Consider the following 16873-nt stretch of genomic DNA (forward strand, 5'->3'; position numbering starts at 1 on the left):
CCCCCCCCCCCCCCCCCCCCCCCCCCGCCCCCCCCCCGCGGGCCCGGCCCCGCCTACCCCCCCCCCCCCGGGGGCCGGGCCCCGCGCCCCGCGGATCCGGCCTCTGGTCGCCCGGGACGGGACGTGAACGCCCGGGACCGAAGCGCCGCGACCGAAATGCCGCGCGCATCTGGCAGGTTACAGGAACGGCGGGCGGAGGAGCAAGGAGAAAAACACAGTTTTCCCGTGTGGGCTTGACAGTACGCCGGGATGGTCTTAGACTGGTAATTTCGCAATGCGTTGCGCGGTGCGGGCAGGATACGCCGCGCCGTGACTCGAACCATTACCGGCCATCTCCGGATTCGCCATGCAGACCTTCTTGAAACAGTACCTGGGCGTGTTGCGCACCACGATCGGATCGGGAAACCTCAAGTTCTTCTACCGGTTCTTCATCTTCCTCTTCCTGTTGATCCTGGTCTACACGTTCCTGTTCCACCAGCTCCAGGAAATGGAGGGACGGGAACATTCGTGGTTCACCGGATTCTACTGGACGCTGGTCACGATGACTACGCTTGGTTACGGCGACATCGTCTTTACCACCGACCTGGGCCGTATTTTCTCACTGTGCGTGCTGCTGACGGGCCTGACGACGCTGATCATCGTGCTTCCGGTGGCCTTTGTCGAGTTCATCTACCGGCCCTGGCTCAGCGCCCACTCCATTGCGCGCGCCCCCCGAACCCTGGAACCGAACTTCCAGGACCACGTGGTCATCACCCATCACGACGAGGTGACCAGTTCGCTTGCCGCCCGACTCAAGCAGTATGGGAACGATTATGTATTCATCATTCCCGACCTGGACGAAGCATTGCTCCTCCACGACCTGGGCCTCAACGTCGTGTACGGCGACCTGGACAACTCGGAAACCTACCGGCACGCGAACGTGGACCAGGCGTCGCTCGTCGTGGCCACCGGCAAGGACACGCTGAATACCAGCATCGCCTTCACGATCCGGAACATCAACCGGGAAATCCCCATCCTGGCCACGGCGAATTCCCCCGACTCCGTGGATATCCTCGAACTGGCGGGCTGCACCCACGTGATCCAGCTGGGACAGCAGATGGGGCAGCTCCTCGCCCGGCTCGCCTCGAGCGTGGACTCCATGTCCCACGTACTCGGAAACGTCGAAGACCTGATGGTCGCCGACGCGAGCATCGTGGATACCCCGCTCATCGGCAAGACCCTGCGCGAGACGCGCCTTCGAGAACTGACCGGCGTCACGGTCGTCGGCGTGTGGGAGCGGGGGAGGTTCCACGTGATCGCGCCCGATACGCCACTGACCGAACGGATGATCCTGGTGCTTCTGGGAACGGAAAGCCAGATCACGTCCTACAATGAGCTTTTCGCCATCTACAACGTTTCCGATCCGCCCATCGTCATCATCGGCGGAGGACGCGTGGGACGGTCCGCGGGAGGCACGCTCGTGGAGAGGGGGTTGGACTACCGGATCATCGAGCAGCAGGCCGACCGGATCCGGGATGAAAAGCACTACGTACTGGGCGACGCGGCGGATATCGAGACCATGAAGAAGGCCGGTCTCATGGACGCGCCCACCGTCATCATCACGTCCCATGAAGACGACATGAACATCTACCTCACGATATACTGCCGCAAGCTGCGCCCGGATATCCAGATCATCACCCGGGCGAAAGAGGAACGGAACGTGGAAGCGCTGCACCGGGCGGGGGCCGATTTCGTCATGTCCTACGCTTCCATGGGCGCCAACATCATCCTGAACCTGCTCAAGCGGAACGACATCGTCATGATCACGGAAGGGTTGAACTTCTTCCGGGTCCGGCTCCCCCGCGAACTTGCCGGCAAGACCATCGCCGAGTCACAGGTCTACCAGGAGACGGGATGCTACATCGCGGCTGTTTTCACCGGGAAGGAGAGCATCGTGAGTCCCCCGCCGTCGATGAAGCTGTCCACCGGGTGCGAGATCCTGCTCATCGGGACGATTGAAGCGGAAAACAGGTACCTGGAGCGGTACGGCAAGAGAACTTGATCCGGGAAGGGCTCGCATCGCGCCGGGCGCCGGTCATGCGCAGTATGTTTTAGTTACTTCCGTGAGGACCTCGGCACAGGCTTCGATCGACGCAACGTCCACCCATTCGTCATCCCCGTGAAAATCGCCGCCCGCCGGGCCGTAGATTACCGTCGGGATCGAGCGTTCGCTCAGCAGCGCGGCGTCCATCCATCCCGCACTCCCGGAGACTCGGGGCCTGCGGCCGGACGTTCGCGCGGCGACCGACCTGACCAGTTCAACGATCTCATGACCGGCATCGATCGAGAACGGCCGACGTTCGAAGGTCAGATCGATCATGGCCTGAAAACCCGGATCGGCCCGGCGGCATCCTTCGGCTATGTCTTCCAGCTCGGTTATCACGCTCCGTGCCGTCTCTCCCGGGACCGTGCGCCTTTCCACGCCCAGGCGGCACGTCGCGGGATAGCTTGACATCTCGCGGCCGCCGTCGATGACCGATGCATGCACCGATCCGGAACCGAGCAGCGGAACTCCGGTTCGTTGTTCCAGTTCGGCCTGAAGATCCTCGAGCCCCCGGAGAAACGCCCCCATCTTCGTGATGGCGTCCAGCCCATCTTCCGGCCTGGAGCCGTGGGCGGCGCGGCCCTGCGTGGTGACATCCGCCCAGACGAAACCCTTGTGCGCGACCAGGACATCTCCGTTGGTGGGTTCGGTCACGACGGCCGCATCGGCCGTCACGCCGCTGTCCAGAACGGCCGTGGTGCCGACGCTGTAGGCCTCTTCGTCGGCGACAGCCGTCATGATCACGTCCCCCTTGAGATCCATGGTCCGCGCGCTGGCCACGACAGCCATCATCGCGGCGACGGAAGCCTTCATGTCGCCGGCGCCGCGGCCGTACATCCTGCCCGCTTCGACCCTAGGACGGAAGGGGTCGTCCATGCCGTCCACGCCGACCGTATCGAGATGACCGTTCAGGATGAGCGAGCGGCCGCCCCCGTTTCCCCGCGCGACGGCTACCACGCTGGGACGTCCGTCCGCATCCACAATCCGCACGTCGAGGGACCGGTCCCGGCACCAGTCCGCAACGAAGGCGGCGATTTCCTTCTCGCCCGCGGCGGTCGGTGACAGCGTGGGATTCGTCGAGTCAATCGAAACGAGTTTAGCGGTGAGTTCCTGGAGCGTGCTCGTCATTTTCCTCTCCCGGCCTGCAGTTTCGCTCCGGCGACGCGTTCCGCCAGGACCGGCTTCAACAGGTCCAGTTCATGGGCGAGCGTCGACAAAGCCTCTTCCGCGTGATCCAAGTCGCCATCCCTGCCCATCTTCTCCAGGCGCTGGGCTGCGTCGACGACGGCGTCGGCCTTGAAAACTCCGGCGGAGCCCTTCAACGTATGGGCATGCCGTCTCAGGTCGGCGGCGTTCCCCGCATCGACCGCTTCGCGGATGCCGGCCTCGAGCCCCGGGCACTCGGCCAGAAAGAGCCCGGCCAGTTCGGCGACCACGGCCTCGTCCCCGCCAACCTGCGCAACGGCCTTTTCCCAATCGACGGGCGCGTATTCCGAAGCCACGCCCTCCGAATCCAGTATCGGTGGGACATCTTCTCTTGGCCCCGCAGGCATACCTTCCACCGCCGCGTACAGCAACCGGGCCTGGATGGGCTTGGACAGGTAATCGTCCATCCCGGCCTCCAGGCACCGCTCCCGGTCGCCGCTCATGGCGTGGGCCGTCATGGCGACGATGGGGATATGATCGCTGCCCGTTTCCAGGCCGCGAATGGTCCGCGTCGCCTCCAGTCCATCCATCTCGGGCATCTGCACGTCCATCAGGACCAGGTCGAAGGCGCCGGACTTGAACTGCTCGACCGCTTCCCGGCCGTTGTTTGCCACGGTGACCGCGTGGCCCCTGGACTCCAGCATGAGGACCGCGACGCGCTGGTTCACGACGCCGTCCTCGGCCAGGAGGATGTGCCGCGGCACCACCCCGTCGGACAAGCCGCCGGCGCCCTCTTCCAGCGCGGGAGCGCTCGTGCCGGCCACGGTATCCATGATGGCGTTCAGCAGGTCGGACTGCTTGACCGGCTTGCTGACCGTACAGGCGATCCCGACGTAATCGCCGATACCGGGGTCGGCCCGCCGTCCGGCGGAGACCAGCAGGATGACGCCGAGGTCCCTTCCTTCGGCACACCGGTTGATTTCCCGGATGAGCCCGTGTTCTTCCATTTCCGGCATGGTTTCGTCCAGCAGGACCAGCCGGATGGCTTCGCCGTCATCGCCGGTAAGGGTGGTAAGGGCTTCCACGCCCGTGCCGGCTTCCATCGTCTGCATGGACCATTCGGCCAGCATGTCGACCAGGAACCCCCGATTGGTGGGATGATCATCGACCACGAGTACCCGCAGGCCGGTCAACGGCCCGGCGTCCACCACCGGCTTTTCCACCGCGTCGCGCCGTTTCTGCATTTCGACGGTAAAGTGGAAGGTGCTTCCCCGGCCTGCTTCGCTTTCGACCCAGATGCGGCCGTTCATCATGGCGGTCAACTGCGCGCAGATGGCCAGTCCCAGGCCCGTACCGCCGTACTTCCGCGACATGGAACTGTCCGCCTGGCTGAAGACGTCGAAGATCAGCTGCTGCTTGTCTTCCGGTATGCCGATGCCGGTGTCGGCCACCGCGCACGCCAGCGTCACGGTGTCCTGCGATTCCGAGGCCAGCGACATGGAAAGGACCACGTCTCCCGCTTCTGTGAACTTGATGGCGTTTCCGACCAGGTTGATCACGATCTGGCTCAACCGTCCCGGGTCGCCCACCAGCTGGTCGGGCACGTCGGGAGCGACCCGGTAAGCCAGTTCGAGGCCCTTTTCCGTGGCAGGGATCGACATGGCCTGCACGGTGTTGGCGATGCGCTCCCGCAGTTCGAAGGGGATCGATTCGAGTTCCAGGCGGCCCGCCTCGATCTTCGAGAAGTCCAGGATATCGTTCAACAGGCCCTGGAGCGATTCCGTGGACTGATCGATGAGCCGCATGAACTCCCGCTGCCGGGAGGTGAGGTCGGTATGCAGCATGAGCTGGGTCATGCCGGTGATCCCGTTGATCGGCGTGCGGATCTCGTGGCTCATGTTGGCGAGAAACTCGCTCTTGGCCCGGCTGGCCTCCTCGGCGGACTCCTTGGCTTCCTGGAGTTCCCCCTGGAAGAGCACCATGTCGTGGGTCGTCTGCTCCAGCAGGGCGTTCTGCCGGTGCAATTCGTGAGCCATCCTGGTGCGTTCCGCGTCGATCTGCCCGATCGAGCGGGCGTTCCACCAGATCAGGATATTGAAGGCAATCACGTTACAGACCACAAAGATCGAATGGCCGAACTCCACACCGTAGAACCCCGCCCTTTCTCCCTGGAACTGGAGCCAGCCCAGGATGATAGGAATGAGAAAGGCCGCCGGGAGCAAACGGCGGGCCATGAGGCCGCCGGCCGTGGCGCTGACCAGCGTGGCGGCAGGTTCGCGGCGGGGACGTGCGCAGAATATGCCGACGCACACGACGCCGAAGCCCAGCGCGGTGTTCAGAGATATGGGGATCACGCCGGAAACCCGGTACAGGACCATGGTGCTGTATATCGCACCGGCCAGGGACAGCAGGGCAATGATCCCGGCGTTCATGACGCAGACGTGGGACAGCCAGTGTCTCGGCCCGCGCAGGTCGAGGAGCAGGAGCGCGAGACCCACCAGCATGAAGGTGAAGGCGGTGTGCGGCGCCATGCGGCTACCGCTCAGGGACGCCGCGAAGAGCCACTGGTCGATCCCCCTGCCGCCAACGTCCACGTCGAACAGCTTGACGGCCCCCAGCGCCATGAGGAGACCCGCGCCGGCGAAACCCGTCCAGCGGCGATATGCCGAAGCGTTCCTCGGCAGCAAGGCGCACAACGTGGCGCCGGCCAGTAGAAAGGCGGCGGCCGTGAGCGGATTCATGGGGACCCGGCCGGGGTTGACCAGACCCCGCAGGACGGCAAGATCGAACTGCCAGCCGGCGAGCACGAGCACCGAGCACGCGATGACGATCACGCTGCACAGATAGGCGGCTTTCTGCAACAACCGCACCCAGGCCGCGTCGATCTCCGTCGAAGACGCGTTGGTTTCCGTTGAAGCCATGGCCTACCTCCCGGTCAACGCGGGCCGGCGGTCGTCAGGGGAAGATCCCCCGGAGGAGTTTCGCCTGGGTCACCCGGCTGATTCCCTCGATCAATGCCGCGGTACGCATGTCGACCTTGTCTTCGGCTGCCCGGTGGACGGTCCTTCCAAAGGCGTCGATGAGGATGGTGTGCAGCCTGCCGTTGATCTCCTCGAGCGTCCACATGTAGTTCTGCGTATCCTGCACCCATTCGAAGTACGAGACGGTCACGCCGCCGGCGTTGCCCAGGACGTCCGGCAGGATGAAGACGTCCTTATCCCCGAGGATCTCGTCGGCATCGAGCGTGGTGGGTCCGTTGGCCCCTTCCGCAAGAAGCCTGCACTTCAACCGGTCCGCGTTGTCGCCGGTGATCTGGTTCTGCAGCGCGGCCGGGGCGAGGATGTCGCAGGGCAGTTCGAGCAGTTCCTGGTTGGTGACTTCGTCGGCCTCGGGATAGCCTTTCAGGAAACGGTTTTCCTCGCAGTACTTGAAGACGTCCTCCAGCGACAGTCCGTTGGCGTTGTAGATCCCGGTGGTGACGTCGCTTACCGCGACCACCCTGACCCCGCCTTCATCCAGGAAGCGCGCCGTGTTGCTGCCCACATTGCCGAAGCCCTGGACCACCGCCGTGGCGCCGTCCAGGGACATGCCCATGTGCTTCGCGGCCGCCTCGATCAGGTAGACCAGGCCGCGGCCGGTGGCTTCTCGGCGTCCCAGGGACCCACCCAGCACGACCGGCTTGCCGGTGACGACGCCCGGCACCGTGTAGCCCGCCTGCTGGCTGTACGTATCCATGATCCAGGCCATGACCTGCTCGTCGGTGCCCATGTCCGGGGCGGGGATGTCCTTGTCCGGTCCTATGATGTCGATGATTTCCGACGTGAAGCGGCGGGTGAGGCGCTGCAGCTCCCGGCGGGACAGGTCGGTCGGGTCGATTCGGACGCCGCCCTTGGCGCCGCCGAAGGGCAGATTGATCAGGGCGCATTTCCAGGTCATCCACATGGCCAGGGCGGAGACCTCCCCCAGGTTCACATCCTCGTGGTAGCGGATGCCGCCCTTGGTCGGCCCCATGGTGAGCAGGTGCTGCACCCGGTATCCGAAAACGTTTTCCACGAGATGGTATTCGTCCCGGCGAAAGGGGAGCGTCACGATATGGGTCCGCTGGGGAAAGAGCAGCCGTTCCCGGATGTTCTCGTCCAGTCCCATGATCTGCGCCGCCTTGAGAAACTGCTGCTGGGCCAGCTTGAACATGACCGAATCCCATTCGCCGCTGCGCGCGCGTACGCGTTCGATAGCGTAATGGATGGACCGGGAGAGCAGGGTCGTGTTGGCCTGGGTCTTCACGATGTAGTCCTGGGCGCCCGATTCCACGGCCGTGGCGGCCAGGGAAACGTCGTCGAGCCCGGTCAGTATGATGACCGGCAGGTCCGGCGCGGCCGCCCGGACGCTGTGAAGCGTGTCGAGATCGGCGCTGTCGGGAAGGACAAGGTCCAGCAGCACCACGTCGAAGGAAGTCTCCCCGATCAGGTCCAGCCCTTCCCGGAGCGTCCCGGCGACGTGTAGCCGGGTCGTAAGCCGGCTGGATTCCATGTAGTGGCGAATCAGCTGCACGTGCACGGGGTTGTCTTCGATCATCAGGACTTCGACGGTGTTTTCCGGCATGTTTACTCTCCAGGGTCCCGCGCACCAGGATCCGGCGCGCCCGCGGCAGACTGGTATTTGCGCACGGCTTCCGACAGATCGATCGTTCCTTCGTATAGTGATTTCCCGAGCACCACCCCTTCCAGGCCGTCCGCGGCGGCCCCGGCGGCCCGTTCGAGGTCTTCCAGCCTGGCCACGCCCCCCGACGCGATCACCCGCAAACCGCTCTCACGGGCCAGGCGCGCCGTCGAACCGGTGTTCAGTCCATTCATCGTACCGTCCCGGTCGATGTCCGTGTAGACGATCCTGCGGATCCCGGCTTCCTTCATGGCTTCCGCCAGTTCGAGGGATGAACAGGACCCGCCGGACGTCCAGCCGTTGACCGCGACCCGTCCCGCCCTGGCGTCGATGCCGACGACGATGCGTTCCGGTCCCCACGCCTCCACCACCTGCCGCACCATATCGGGACGCTCCACGGCCGCCGTGCCCAGGATGACGCGGCGCACCCCCAGCGCCAGCCAGGCCTCCACGGCCTCGGGCGTACGGATGCCTCCGCCCAGTTGTACCGGCATATCGGCCTGTTCCAGGATGGCGACGACACTCGTCCGGTTGCCCGCATAGCCGGTGAACGCGCCGTCCAGGTCGACGACGTGCAGGTAGGTCGCACCCTGCGATTTCCATCTCAACGCGACGTCCGCCGGGGAATCACCGTACACCGTTTCGTGGTCGCGCATTCCCTTTACGAGGCGGACGCATCGCCCCTGTCTGATGTCGATGGCGGGGTAGAGTTGCATCTGGAATCATCGCCCTCCGAAGCCCTGTCCGACGGCACGCTTTCGAACCACGCGTCCTGTGCTAAAGATGGACCGCAAAGCGCCGGCCTGTCAACCGACAAATCCCTTGACATGGACAACCCGGGCCCATAGTTTTCGGTGGAATCCGGCTCGATGGCTACCGGGTGTCCCGGCCCATGCTGCGCCGGTTCCCCGTGCGGTGGCCGACTTCCCCTCCGACCCCACGACCCCACGCCTTTCGTATACCCGATGTCAGCCTTTGTCGATCCTGTTCAGCCCCTGTTGAAGGCCCATAGGCGACTGGCCTCCGATCTGGCCGACCTGTGCCGGGAAGTGAATCACGAAGTCTATCTCGTGGGCGGTTCCGTGCGGGATGCCATCCTGGGCCGCACAGTACGGGACCTTGACCTTACGCTCGCGGCGGACGGACTGGCGCTAGGGCGGAAACTGGCGGACCGCCTGCGGTGTCCCTTCGTGCCGCTCGACGATACGGACCGAACCGGGCGCGTCGTGTTACGGCACCGGTTCACGATCGATATATCGTCCTTCAAGGGCGATACCCTGGAGGCGGATCTCCGCAAGCGGGATTTCACCATCAACGCCATGGCCGTCCGCCTGGCGGACCTGCTGGGCGGCCGACCGTCGATCATCGATCCCCTGGGCGGCGCGGCCGACCTCGCAGCAGGGAGGCTCAAGGCCGTATCCGAAGCGTCCTTTCACGACGACCCGCTACGCGTATTGAGGGCGTTCCGGCTTGCCGGCCAGTTCGGCCTGGACATCACGCCCCGTACCGAGACGTGGATCGCGGCATGCGACGAAGACCTGCGAGAGATATCGGGCGAACGCCTGCTTTACGAACTGTCCTTGATCATGGGGAGGCGACGCACGTCGGATCGGGTGACCGCCATGATCCGCTCCGGCGTGTTCGCGTCGCTCTTTCCCGGGTGGATGGGAACGTCGTCGGCATCGGTGTCTCATCGGCTGGAACGGACGGACCGGCTCATCGCAAGGGACGTTTTCCTGGAGGACCAGGGACTTTACGTCCACCTGACCGGATGCGAAGCAAAAATGGCGGGCGACCGTACCAGCCTGTGGATCCTCCGATTCGCCAGCCTCGTGCTGTGCGGCATCCTGGCTGGCGGCGCGGCTGGCGGTACGGACGGGACTCCTGACCGGATTGGCGGTGCGGCCGGTAGTACGGCCGGCAGCACGGAACCAGCCCTCGACCGGGTCGAAGGCGCGGCCGAACGGTTGAGGCTGAGCAAGCGGGAAAGGCAGGCGCTCCACCAGCTGGTGTTCGGGGCGTTGAGACTGCTCGAAGGGGCCGCTTCAGGGGAACCGGATGACGAAGCGCTCTGCCGGATTTTGCGCGGGTCGAAAGACGATACCCCCGGCGCGGCACTCCTCGCCATTGCGCACGGACCGGACGAGGGAATCGCGGCGGGCGGCAGGATCGCGAAGGCCGCGCGCCGGCTCCTGCGGCTTTACGCCCGGCACCGGATCCTGCGGGCGAAGGGCCTGATCTTGAACGGCGCGGATATCATGGACGACCTGGGCCTGACCGAGGGACCGGAGATCGGCCGCCTGCTGGATAAGCTTGAAACGATCCAGACCATACATGACATTCGGACCAGGGAACAAGCCCGGAAGCTACTCTACGAAGATGCCGCGGATGGCTTGGCCGGCGCGGAAAGCGCATAGCACGGATGGCTTGGCCGGCGCGGAAAGTGCATAGCGCGGTCCGGACTGCGAGTTTTGACCATGAAGCTCTGTACCACCCTTCAGATGCGTTCGATCGACCGTCGCACCATCGAAGACTACAGCCTGTCCGGTTACGAACTGATGGAAAGGGCGGGCTGCCGGGTGGCGGAAATCGCGAAGCAGCTCCTGGAGGGCGTGGCCGGCAAGACGGTCGCCGTAGTGTGCGGAAAGGGGAACAACGGGGGGGACGGATTCGTGGCCGCCCGGTATCTCCATCTGTGGGGCGCTTCGGTCACCTGCCACGTGCTCGCCGCCAGGCCGGCCCTGCCGGTCGACGCTAAGAAGCACCTGGAACGGCTAGAAGAAACCGGCCTGGTTCCTGACTTCCGGCCCGACGGTCCGCTCGAATTGCCCGGCCAGCCCGGCCGGCCCCCGGCGCTGATCATCGACGCGCTCCTCGGCACCGGGTTGAAGGGACCGCCGCGCGATCCATACGGCGCGGCCATCGCGGTGATCAACCTCAGCTCATCTCCTGTGCTCTCCGTCGACACCCCGTCGGGCCTGGCGCCCGGCTGCGGAAGTCCGCAATCCCGTCCCCGTGCGGAATGGACCTGCGTGCGCGCCGACCATACCCTATCGATCGGCCTGATGAAGGTCGACCTGGCTACTTACCCCGGCCGTTCCTGGTGCGGGGTCCTGGAAGTCGCGGACATCGGCTTTCCCGACCGTGCCGTAGAGGCGGAGGCGTTGTATCTCTCCATGCCCGAGCGAAGCGAGATGGCCGGCCTGATCCCGGTTCACCGGCCCGGGGACCACAAGGGAAGCCGCGGAAAGGTCGCCGTCGTCGCCGGTTCGGCGGGCATGGCGGGAGCGGCGACGCTGGCTTCCCGCGCGGCTCTGCGCGGCGGCGCGGGCATGGTCATGCTCGGTGCGCCCGCGGGCCTGATGTATGCCCTGACGGCCAGGCACACGGAAGTGATGCTTCGCAGCCTGTCCGAAACCGCCGAAGGATCGCTTTCTCTCGCGGCCGAGTCCGACATCGATGCGCTGCTATCCTGGGCTGACGTGCTGGCCATCGGTCCGGGTCTCACGCGCCACGAGGAAACCTCCGCGCTGATCCGCCGCGTCGTATCGAACAGCGAGCGGCCGGTCGTCATCGACGCCGACGGAGTGAACGCCTTCGCGGGCCACCGGGACGGCCTGTCCGGCACGGCGCCGGAAGTCATCATGACGCCCCACGTGTTCGAGCTGTCCAGGCTGACCGGCATGGCCGTCGACGACATCGAGGCGGACCGGGTCGCGGCCGCGAGACAGGCCGCCGGTACCCTGCAGGTCACGCTCGTGCTCAAAGGCGCCGCCTCGCTGGTGGCTTCCCCCGATGGACAGGTCTCGGTGAATTCCACTGGGAACCCTGGGATGGCCACCGCCGGATCCGGCGACGTGCTGACCGGCCTCATCGCCGCCCTGCTCGGCCAAGGCCTCGGTGCATGGGACGCGGCCCGGCTGGGGGTATACCTCCACGGTCTGGCAGGCGATCTAGGCGCGGAGGCCATGGGGCCGCACAGCCTGGTGGCCGGTGATCTCATCGACTATTTGCCCGGCGCCTTCCTGCATACGGGCGGGGGACGGGCTTCACCCTAGAAAGCAGGATTCCGTGGACACGAAATTCGACCCGGCGTCGCTTGAGGAAATCGTGGTCCGCGCCTTGCGGGAGGACGTGGGAGACGGCGACGTCACCACCGAGTGGACGCTGGCGACCGACGCTGTGGCCCGCGCCCAATTCGAGGCCGGGCAGCCCGGCATCCTGTCCGGCCTGTACCCGGCGTGTCTCACGTTCCGGGAGGTGGACCCCGGCCTGGAATTCCGCGCCCTGCTGACCGACGGCGACCAGGTGGAACCCGGCCAGACCATCGCCGAAGTGCGGGGCGCCGCGCGGTCGGTACTCACCGCCGAACGAACAGCGCTCAATTTCATGCGTCACCTTTCCGGCATCGCATCCATGACCCGTCAATACGTCGACGCCGTGCGGAACACCGGCGCGCGCATCGTGGATACCCGCAAGACCACGCCCGGTCTCCGCGACCTGGAGAAAAGGGCCGTACTGCACGGCGGCGGAGACAACCACCGCCACGGTCTCTTCGACATGGTGCTGATCAAAGACAACCACATCGCCGCCGCGGGCGGCATCGCCGCCGCGGTTCGCACCTGCAGATCGAACATGAAGCAGTCGGGCAGGCGGTACGACATCGAGGTGGAGACGAGCACCCTGGACCAGGTTGAAGAGGCCGTGCGCAGCGGGGCGGACTGGATCATGCTGGACAACATGAGCGACGCGGAAATGCGGACGGCGGTCGGCCGGGTCCGCGCGCTGACCGCGGCGGATCAGTCCATCGTGGTCGAAGCGTCGGGAGCGATCACGTTGGATCGGCTCACAGCAATCGCGAAAACCGGGGTAGACGTGATCTCCGTCGGTGCCTTGACCCATTCCGCACCGGCACTCGATATCAGCCTGAACGTGATGGCCTCCGACTGAAGCGGATGCACCGGAACGGAACGACGATGAAGCCTCCGTGCCCGAGCGATGAGTTGGAAGGATTCCAGGACCGGTACGACGCGGTCCGCATGCGCGCGAAGCTGTCATCACGGATCTTCGGCCGCGTATTGGAGTACCACGCGCGGGTGGGGTCCACCAATGACGTGATCCTGGACATGGCCGAACAGGCCGCGCCCCATGGGACGGTCTGCCTTGCCGATGAGCAGTCGGCCGGCAGGGGCCGCCGCGGATACGGGTGGTTCTCGCCCCCCGGATGCGGGATCTGGGCTTCCGTCCTGCTCCGGCCCCGGCTGTCCGCGGACCGGACCCCTCCGCTCACGTTGTGTGCCGCCGCCGCCGTGGCCCCCGTCCTGGAAACGGCCGCCGGCGTGTCCGTGGAAATCAAGTGGCCGAACGACCTGCTCATGGAAGGACGCAAGGTCGCCGGCATCCTGGCCGAATCCCGCGTCGTGTCCGGTGACGAGCCGGTCATCGTGATCGGCATGGGGATCAACGTAAACCACACCCGTGGACAGTTTCCCGACGAGCTTTCCGCGTCCGCCACTTCGCTGCGCATCGAATCGGGCCGCCCCGTGGGTCGCGAGGACCTGTTCCTGGCCATCCTGGCCTCCCTGGAGTCCGCCTACGGGCATTACCTGGCATCCGGGCCCGCGTCTCTCCTAGCCGAAGTCGACGCCCGTCTCGCCTGGCAAGGGTTGACGGTCGAGGCCGACAGCCCCGCCGGATCCGCCGGGCGTGTATCCCACATCGATGAGGAGGGCGGCCTGGTGCTCGACCGCCAGGACGGCGGCCCCCTGGTCATCCGTTCCGGATCCATCAGACTGCTTAGACTTCGTACGTAGATCCGGGCGTAAGTGGCATATTGGCATTGCGATTGAAAGGCGGACCGAGGTAAATTGGATCAGCGGATTCGAAGTTCATCCCGTGCATGATCGGCAGATTGCCGGCCATCTTCGCAGTCTGCCGCGCACGGGCGAAGTCGGCAATCGAAGGGAGACCAGGCTTCATGGGATTACTAATCGACGTCGCGCTGCCGCTGGCACTCGCCTTCATCATGCTCGGGCTTGGGCTCGGGCTCACCTTCGACGATTTCGCTCGGGTGGTGCGCCGGCCGCGCGACTTCGCGGTGGGTGCCTTCTCCCAGATCGTCCTGCTGCCGGCTGTTGCCTTCGTCCTCGCCAGCGTCTGGCCGATGGCGCCGGAACTCGCGTTGGGCCTGATGATCATCGCCGCCGCGCCGGGCGGTCCGACCTCCAATATCCTGACCGCGTTTGCGCGCGGCGATGTGGCGCTGTCGATCTCGCTGACCGCGGTGATCAGCCTGGCAAGCGTGATCACCATTCCGGCCATCGTAGTCTTCGCCTACGGGCAGTTCATCGGCGATTCGGCGGAGCAGGACATATCGGTCGCCGGCGCCGCACTCGGCGTCTTCCTGATCGTTGCCGTTCCGGTGCTGACCGGTCTTGTCATCCGCCGCATCGCGGAAGGCTTCGCGCTTCGGTTCGAACCAGCGGCCCGCAAGGTCTCTGCGGTGCTGTTGATGCTTGTACTCGCCGGCGCGATCTACGATCAACGCGCCAACCTCGTCCCCTATTTCGCGCAGGCCGGGCTGGTCACGCTCGTCCTCAACTTGCTGATGATGACCATCGCCTGGTTCCTCGCCCGGATGTTCACCTCCGGACCAACCCAGCGGACCGCCATTTCAATCGAATGCGGCATCCAGAACGGGACGCTCGCGATCGCGGTCGCGGTAATGCTGTTCGGCGGCGGGCTCGCGACCATGCCGGCGGCGACCTACAGCCTGATCATGTTCGCCACCGCGCTGATCTACATCGCCCTGCTGCGGCGGATCGTTTGACCGCGGCGCGGTCCTCCCGCGCCGGCTCAACCACTTCCCGATGCTCGACAATAGCCGCCCCCGCGTGACGGTGTGCCGCCTCTTCCCGGTGCCGGGTGGACCTTAGCGGATCGTGTCCAGGGCATGCCCCGACTGACTCGGTGCGCCGCACCAGGGTGAGGAGCCGCGAAACGTCAAATCACCGTCGAACGGCGGAAAACGCGCGCGCCACAAATCAAAAAATACTTGCATCAACCAATGACCTTTCATATATTAGCAGACTGGACATTCGAGTGCTAATTTCAGAATCACTACTTGTTGAATATACAAGTATTTAGTTGACTCAAAAAGTGCGTACAGCCCAGCTGTTCGCCTTGCTCAGAATCGCCCGGTACCACCCGGCGAAACACAGGGGGTAGCAGAAGTGCCAGCAAAACAACTTTCATTCGACGCCGATGCCCGGCAGGCCCTCAAGCGAGGGGTGGACGCCCTGGCTGACGCGGTCCGTGTCACCATGGGTCCCAAGGGACGTTGCGTCGTGCTCGACAAGAAATTCGGTTCACCCACTTTCACGCTGGACGGCGTCACGGTGGCGAAGGAAATCGAGCTCGAGGACAATTACGAAAACATGGGCGCGCAGATGATCAAGGAAGCCGCGTCGAAGACGAGCGACGTGGCCGGCGACGGGACGACCACGGCCACCGTCCTCGCCCAGGCCATCTACGCGGAAGGCCTGCGGAACGTGACTTCCGGCGCCAATCCCATGGATCTGAAGCGGGGCATCGACAAGGCCGTATCGGCGGTGGTCGGTTCGATCGCTGAAATGTCTAAGGCCGTGGAAGGACGGAAGGAAATCTCCGAGACCGCTACCGTTTCGGCCCATGGCGACGCCACCATCGGCGACCTGATCGCGGACGCGATGGAAAAAGTGGGCAAGGACGGCGTCATCACGGTCGAAGAGGCCAAGAGCATGGAAACCTCCCTGGACGTCGTGGAGGGCATGCAGTTCGACCGCGGTTATCTGTCGCCTTACTTCGTTACCGATTCCGAGTCCATGGAAGCGGTACTCGAGGACACGAAGATCCTGATTCACGACAAGAAGATCAGCGCCGTCAAGGATATCTATCCCGTCGTCGAGAAGATCGCCCAGAGCGGCTCCCCGCTGCTGATCATCGCCGAGGACATCGAGGGCGAGGCCCTTGCCCTGCTGGTGGTCAACAAGCTTCGCGGCACCCTGAAGGTCGCCGCGGTCAAGGCGCCCGGATTCGGCGACCGTCGTAAGGCCATGCTCGAGGATATCTCCATCCTGACCGGCGGTACGGTCATCTCCGAGGACGCCGGCTTCAAGCTGGAAAACGTGACCGTGGGCGACCTGGGTACGGCCAAGCGCGTCAACCTCGACAAAGACAACACGACGATCGTCGAAGGCGCCGGCGGCACCGACGCGATCCAGGGACGCATCAACCAGATCCGCGCCCAGATCGAGGAAACCACCTCCGATTACGATCGGGAGAAGCTGCAGGAACGCCTGGCCAAGCTGGCGGGCGGCGTGGCGGTCATCAACGTGGGCGCCGCGACGGAAGCCGAGATGAAGGAAAAGAAGGCACGGGTCGAAGACGCCCTCAACAACGCCAAGGCGGCCATCGAGGAAGGCGTCGTACCGGGCGGCGGCGTCACGTTCATCCGCGCGCTCTCCGCGCTGGACAACGGACTGGACACCGAGGGTGACGAAACCGTCGGCGCCGGCATCGTGCGCAAGGCGCTCGAGGCGCCCGTAAGGCAGCTGGCGGAGAACGCCGGCCTTGAAGGATCCATCATCCTGCAGAAGATCAGGGAAGGCGAAGGCGGATTCGGTTACAACTTCGAGTCCGATACCTACGGCGATATGTCCGAAACGGGCGTGATCGAGCCCGCCAAGGTCTCCCGCGTAGCGCTGCAGCACGCCGCGAGCATCGCCGGCCTGCTGCTGACCACCGAAGCGCTGGTGGCGGAACTCCCCGAAGACACCCCGCCTCCGGCCATGCCGCACGGCGGCGGCATGTACTAAGCGGGACGCTTCGAAAAGGAACCGGTCTCCGACCGGTTGCAGGTAAACCCCCGGTGGCTTCACCGGGGGTTTTCTCTTGCTACGGCCGGTCGCCGATTCTATATTCCCCCGAGACCGGACGGCGGATACG

11 protein-coding genes and 1 pseudogene are annotated in these 16873 nt (G+C 65.0%); 7 read left to right on the forward strand and 5 right to left on the reverse strand.

The window, feature by feature from the left end; genetic code table 11:
• A pseudogene (locus F4Z81_13400) lies at nt 1-82 on the reverse strand (single-stranded DNA-binding protein).
• Between the two features lie 264 nt (nt 83-346).
• On the opposite strand from F4Z81_13400, the gene F4Z81_13405 reads away from it, so the two are divergent.
• Nucleotides 347-2041 (forward strand): potassium channel protein, encoded by a 1695-nt coding sequence (locus tag F4Z81_13405; GenBank protein ID MXW06042.1) that lies wholly within the window; start codon nt 347-349, stop codon nt 2039-2041.
• A gap of 33 nt (nt 2042-2074) precedes the next feature.
• On the opposite strand, the gene F4Z81_13410 is transcribed toward F4Z81_13405, so the two are convergent.
• The 4 genes from F4Z81_13410 to hisA are packed head-to-tail and all read right to left on the reverse strand — an operon-like array spanning nt 2075 to nt 8604.
• A complete protein-coding gene (locus tag F4Z81_13410) occupies nt 2075-3211 on the reverse strand; it encodes an ArgE/DapE family deacylase (protein ID MXW06043.1) in 1137 nt (378 codons plus the stop codon).
• Nucleotides 3208-6150, reverse strand: coding sequence for a response regulator (locus tag F4Z81_13415; protein MXW06044.1), 2943 nt, complete (start codon nt 6148-6150; stop codon nt 3208-3210). Before F4Z81_13415 ends, F4Z81_13410 begins: the two co-directional genes overlap by 4 nt.
• Nucleotides 6151-6184: 34 nt before the next feature.
• Entirely contained in the window at nt 6185-7831 is a 1647-nt protein-coding gene (locus F4Z81_13420; protein ID MXW06045.1) for a response regulator, read from the reverse strand.
• 2 nt (nt 7832-7833) lie between these two features.
• Nucleotides 7834-8604, reverse strand: coding sequence for a 1-(5-phosphoribosyl)-5-[(5-phosphoribosylamino)methylideneamino]imidazole-4-carboxamide isomerase (gene hisA, locus F4Z81_13425; protein ID MXW06046.1), 771 nt, complete (start codon nt 8602-8604; stop codon nt 7834-7836).
• Nucleotides 8605-8757: 153 nt separating this feature from the next.
• Here hisA and F4Z81_13430 point away from each other — a divergent pair, with 153 nt between their 5' ends.
• From F4Z81_13430 to groL, 6 genes are all read left to right on the forward strand, one after another.
• Entirely contained in the window at nt 8758-10305 is a 1548-nt protein-coding gene (locus tag F4Z81_13430; GenBank protein MXW06047.1) for a CCA tRNA nucleotidyltransferase, read from the forward strand.
• A gap of 60 nt (nt 10306-10365) precedes the next feature.
• Entirely contained in the window at nt 10366-11946 is a 1581-nt protein-coding gene (locus tag F4Z81_13435; GenBank protein ID MXW06048.1) for an NAD(P)H-hydrate dehydratase, read from the forward strand.
• A gap of 13 nt (nt 11947-11959) precedes the next feature.
• Nucleotides 11960-12838, forward strand: a complete 879-nt coding sequence (gene nadC / locus F4Z81_13440) for a carboxylating nicotinate-nucleotide diphosphorylase (GenBank protein ID MXW06049.1) — start codon at nt 11960-11962, stop codon at nt 12836-12838.
• 5 nt (nt 12839-12843) lie between these two features.
• Nucleotides 12844-13701, forward strand: a complete 858-nt coding sequence (locus F4Z81_13445) for a biotin--[acetyl-CoA-carboxylase] ligase (GenBank protein MXW06050.1) — start codon at nt 12844-12846, stop codon at nt 13699-13701.
• 164 nt (nt 13702-13865) lie between these two features.
• Nucleotides 13866-14717: a bile acid:sodium symporter family protein gene (locus F4Z81_13450; protein MXW06051.1), complete on the forward strand. Its 852-nt coding sequence runs from the start codon at nt 13866-13868 to the stop codon at nt 14715-14717.
• Nucleotides 14718-15120: 403 nt separating this feature from the next.
• Nucleotides 15121-16743, forward strand: coding sequence for a chaperonin GroEL (gene groL, locus F4Z81_13455; GenBank protein MXW06052.1), 1623 nt, complete (start codon nt 15121-15123; stop codon nt 16741-16743).
• Nucleotides 16744-16873 lie beyond the last annotated feature (130 nt).

This window comes from Gemmatimonadota bacterium, assembly GCA_009835325.1.
In the GTDB taxonomy this organism is placed as follows: domain Bacteria; phylum JAAXHH01; class JAAXHH01; order JAAXHH01; family JAAXHH01; genus JAAXHH01.

Coding starts and splice junctions, on each gene's coding strand:
- F4Z81_13405 (MXW06042.1), top strand. CDS start 347: ATGCAGACCTTCTTGAAACAGTACCTGGGCGTGTTGCGCACCACGATC.
- F4Z81_13410 (MXW06043.1), bottom strand. CDS start 3,211: ATGACGAGCACGCTCCAGGAACTCACCGCTAAACTCGTTTCGATTGAC.
- F4Z81_13415 (MXW06044.1), bottom strand. CDS start 6,150: ATGGCTTCAACGGAAACCAACGCGTCTTCGACGGAGATCGACGCGGCC.
- F4Z81_13420 (MXW06045.1), bottom strand. CDS start 7,831: ATGCCGGAAAACACCGTCGAAGTCCTGATGATCGAAGACAACCCCGTG.
- hisA (MXW06046.1), bottom strand. CDS start 8,604: ATGCAACTCTACCCCGCCATCGACATCAGACAGGGGCGATGCGTCCGC.
- F4Z81_13430 (MXW06047.1), top strand. CDS start 8,758: ATGGCTACCGGGTGTCCCGGCCCATGCTGCGCCGGTTCCCCGTGCGGT.
- F4Z81_13435 (MXW06048.1), top strand. CDS start 10,366: ATGAAGCTCTGTACCACCCTTCAGATGCGTTCGATCGACCGTCGCACC.
- F4Z81_13445 (MXW06050.1), top strand. CDS start 12,844: ATGCACCGGAACGGAACGACGATGAAGCCTCCGTGCCCGAGCGATGAG.
- F4Z81_13450 (MXW06051.1), top strand. CDS start 13,866: ATGGGATTACTAATCGACGTCGCGCTGCCGCTGGCACTCGCCTTCATC.